Below are 1187 nucleotides of genomic sequence, written 5' to 3' on the forward strand. Positions count from 1 at the left end.
ATGGCCAAAGAGAAATTCGCTCGTACGAAGCCGCACTGCAACATTGGCACGATTGGTCACGTCGACCATGGCAAGACGTCGTTGACGGCTGCGATCACGAAGGTCCTGGCCGAGTCCGGCGGCGCGTCGTTCACGGCGTATGACCAGATCGACAAGGCGCCGGAAGAGAAGGCCCGCGGCATCACGATCTCGACGGCGCACGTCGAGTACGAGACCCCGGCGCGTCACTACGCCCATGTCGACTGCCCCGGCCACGCCGACTACGTGAAGAACATGATCACGGGCGCGGCGCAGATGGACGGCGCGATCCTGGTGGTGTCGGCTGCCGACGGCCCGATGCCGCAGACCCGCGAGCACATCCTGCTGGCGCGCCAGGTCGGCGTTCCCGCGCTGGTGGTGTTCATGAACAAGGTCGATCTCGTCGACGACGCCGAGCTGCTCGAGCTGGTCGAGATGGAGATCCGCGAGCTTCTCTCGAAGTACGACTTCCCGGGCGACGACATCCCGATCACCAAGGGTTCGGCCAAGGCCGCGCTCGACAACGTCACGCCGGAAATCGGCCATGACGCGGTGATCGCGCTGATGAAGACGGTCGACGACTACATCCCGCAGCCGGAGCGTCCGATCGACCAGCCGTTCCTGATGCCGGTCGAGGACGTGTTCTCGATCTCGGGCCGCGGCACGGTGGTGACCGGCCGCGTCGAGCGCGGCATCGTCAAGGTTGGCGAGGAAATCGAGATCGTCGGCCTGAAGGACACCGTGAAGACGACCGTCACGGGCGTCGAGATGTTCCGCAAGCTGCTCGACCAGGGCCAGGCCGGCGACAACATCGGCGCGCTGCTGCGCGGCACGAAGCGCGAGGACGTCGAGCGCGGCCAGGTGCTGTGCAAGCCGGGCTCGGTGAAGCCGCACACGAAGTTCAAGGCCGAGGCCTACATCCTGACGAAGGAAGAGGGTGGCCGTCACACGCCGTTCTTCACCAACTACCGCCCGCAGTTCTACTTCCGCACGACGGACGTGACCGGCGTGGTGACCCTGCCGGAAGGCACGGAGATGGTGATGCCGGGCGACAACATCTCGATGGAGGTGACGCTGATCGCCCCGATCGCGATGGAAGAGAAGCTGCGCTTCGCCATCCGCGAAGGCGGCCGCACCGTCGGCGCCGGCGTCGTCGCTTCGATCATTGC

General features: G+C 65.6%; 1 protein-coding gene. It reads left to right on the forward strand.

What is annotated here, in order from left to right; genetic code table 11:
• Nucleotides 1–1187 (forward strand): elongation factor Tu (gene tuf, locus AC1DE3_RS28265; protein WP_476804195.1); only part of this gene is annotated, 1187 nt, incomplete at its 3' end.

Source organism: Allobosea sp. 10L417 (genome assembly GCF_056395485.1).